Source organism: Neisseria sp. HMSC31F04 (genome assembly GCF_001807735.1).
Taxonomy (GTDB): Bacteria; Pseudomonadota; Gammaproteobacteria; order Burkholderiales; family Neisseriaceae; genus Neisseria; species Neisseria elongata.
Window position 1 is genome coordinate 1 of sequence record NZ_KV790762.1, and the last position, 2,355, is coordinate 2,355.

Annotated in this window: 1 protein-coding gene and 2 pseudogenes; 1 reads left to right on the forward strand and 2 read right to left on the reverse strand. The window is 49.7% G+C overall.

Annotation, left to right across the window (positions count from 1 at the left end):
* Window positions 1-60: 60 nt before the first annotated feature.
* Both HMPREF3107_RS01420 and HMPREF3107_RS01425 read right to left on the reverse strand, forming a co-directional pair.
* Window positions 61-552 carry a DUF2169 domain-containing protein gene (locus tag HMPREF3107_RS01420; RefSeq protein WP_246828558.1) on the reverse strand — a complete coding sequence of 164 codons (492 nt, stop codon included), beginning with the start codon at window positions 550-552 and terminating at the stop codon, window positions 61-63.
* A 12-nt stretch (window positions 553-564) separates the two neighbouring features.
* Window positions 565-1,458, reverse strand: a pseudogene (locus HMPREF3107_RS01425) (type VI secretion system tip protein VgrG); the annotation flags it as partial.
* Between the two features lie 157 nt (window positions 1,459-1,615).
* On the opposite strand from HMPREF3107_RS01425, the pseudogene HMPREF3107_RS01430 reads away from it, so the two are divergent.
* Window positions 1,616-2,311: pseudogene (locus HMPREF3107_RS01430) on the forward strand (RHS repeat-associated core domain-containing protein); the annotation flags it as partial.
* Window positions 2,312-2,355 lie beyond the last annotated feature (44 nt).

Below are 2,355 nucleotides of genomic sequence, written 5' to 3' on the forward strand. Positions count from 1 at the left end.
ACTGGAGAGAGAGGCTCTTTTTCAGTCGGGTTTCGGATAGTAGCCGATGCCGATGGCGTTCTACTGATAGCCTGTGTGATCGTCTTCGACTGCGCTGCCGCCAAAGGCAAATTCATAGCGGATAGGCAGGGAAAGGATGGGGTCGGGTTCGCTCAAAGACCATCCTGCCGCCTCCCGCACCCAGTAACGTTCCCCGGTAAGCGCCAGGCTTTTTTGGTAATCGCCGATGCTTACGGATACGGTAAATTGCCGAGAGGGAACATCGTCGGGTGCATAGGCTGTGGCATTGACAACCAAGTCGGTTTTGGGCTTGTAAAGGCTGAAGTCGCTTTCAAACTGAGTCGAGGTTTGCGAAGGATCGCCGTAATAGGTATCGGCAAACGTAAGCGGCGTTTGCTTACGGGCAAAAGCAAGCTCCGTTTTTCCTGTTTCCGGGTCAATTTCAAACTCGTAGCTGACTTTGGCAACGACTACATCATAAGCCCGATCTGTTTGGTCGATGTTTTTAAACTGCTGCGTATGAAAGCAGGTAAAGTTCTGCAACTCAAACATGGCGTATCTTCTCTAGTTGATATCGACTTTTTTGCCGTCGATGTCCACTTCCTTCGTACCGACGATCTTGATCGTTTTGCTGACGATGCTGATTTTGTTTTTATCAATCAAAATCATGGAACTACCGACTTGTATGGTAATTTTAGTACCTGCAGACAAGGTAATGTTGTTGCCGGCATTGAGTCCAATGTTAACTAGGGCATTAAGTCCCATAATCCCACCAACATTGTGCATTTCTGCTCCACCAACGTTGGTCATCCAGCCTGCGCCGACGTTCAACATATAGCCTGCACCGATGTTGGTCATCTGTCCGATGCCGACATTGTTCATGCCATTCAGACTGACGGTTTCCTGTCTGTTGCCGCCGATACTGCTGACTTCGTTGGCTACAACGGTCTTGTTGCGGTTGGCACCGACGGTCAGCGCTTGGTTTTTGCCGACAGCAACGTTCTGATCTTGTCCGACAGTCAACGCTTGGCTCTGACCTATGCCTACTTTTTCGTTCAAACCAACAGAACGGCTGCGATTTTTACCCACGTTGACGCTTTGGTCTTTACCTACGCTGGTACTTTGGTTGTCACCAACACTAATACTTTGGTTTTGGGTAATCGAAGCCGTTTCGTTTTTTTGGACGGTTTTCGCCCGATCGCCCACTACTGTAACCGTTTCGTTGTTACCGATTGTGGTAGTACGGTCGTTGTTAACATTGCGGGTTTCGTTATTTTTAACCAGCGAGGTTAGGTCTTTTTGTGCTTGGAAATTGACCATCTCAGAACCGGCAGTATCGTTGAACATCAGTTCATTAAAGTTGGCCAATGGTGAATTAAAACTTTTACTTTTGATACCTGATTGCTTGGCTGCAGCAGGAAAGCCCCATGGTGGCGACATTGCACTGTTGTACAACCGCCGCTACGCCTACGACAAAGCCGGCAACCTGATCCAAAGTGCCGACCAAAGAAGCGGTGTCCTCCATTACGTTTACGACAAAATCGGACGCATTCAGGAAGCCCGCAACAGCCAAACCGGCCGCAGCGAAACATTCACCTTCGACCCCGCCCACAATATCCTTTCCGACAAAGCGGCAGAAGGAAAGGGCGGCAACCTTGTCAGCGGCAACCGCCTCAAAGAATACAACGGCATCGAATACACCTACGACGCATTGGGCAACCTGATCTACCGCCAGCTGCCTAATGGCGAAAACCAATATTACCAATACGATTTAGAAAACCAACTCGTCCGCGCCGAAATCAAAAAGCCCGCAGGCAACACCGAGATCTGGACTTACGCCTACGACCCGTTCGGCCGAAGACTTTCCAAAGAGCGCCAAGACAAACTTGCCTGGACGAGTACCGAACCGAAACGCACCCACTTCGTCTGGGACGGCAGCCGCCTATTGCAGGAGTACACCTACAAAGGCAGCTATACCTATATCTACACCGACCAAGACAGCTACGAACCGCTGGCGCAAGTCTTTGACAACGCCAAAGACGGCAAACAATACCTCGCCTATTTCCACAACGACCAAATCGGCATTCCAAAAGAAATGACCGACATCCACGGCAATCTCTTGTTGTACGGCGAATACACTGCTTGGGGCCGTCTGAAAAAGGACGAGCGGGTTTATAAGGATGCGCATCAGCCGTTCAGACTTCAAAACCAGTATTACGATGAAGAGACCAGGCTGCATTACAACCTGATGCGCTATTACGAGCCTGAGGCGGGGCGGTTTGTGAATCAGGATCCGATTAAATTAAGGGGCTGACGTAGATTGGCAGTTATGCTAGGCTACGAAAATGCAGATAA

Bases quoted from the DNA above. Each gene is read 5' to 3' on its own strand.
- HMPREF3107_RS01420 (WP_246828558.1), bottom strand. From the start codon at position 552: ATGTTTGAGTTGCAGAACTTTACCTGCTTTCATACGCAGCAGTTTAAA.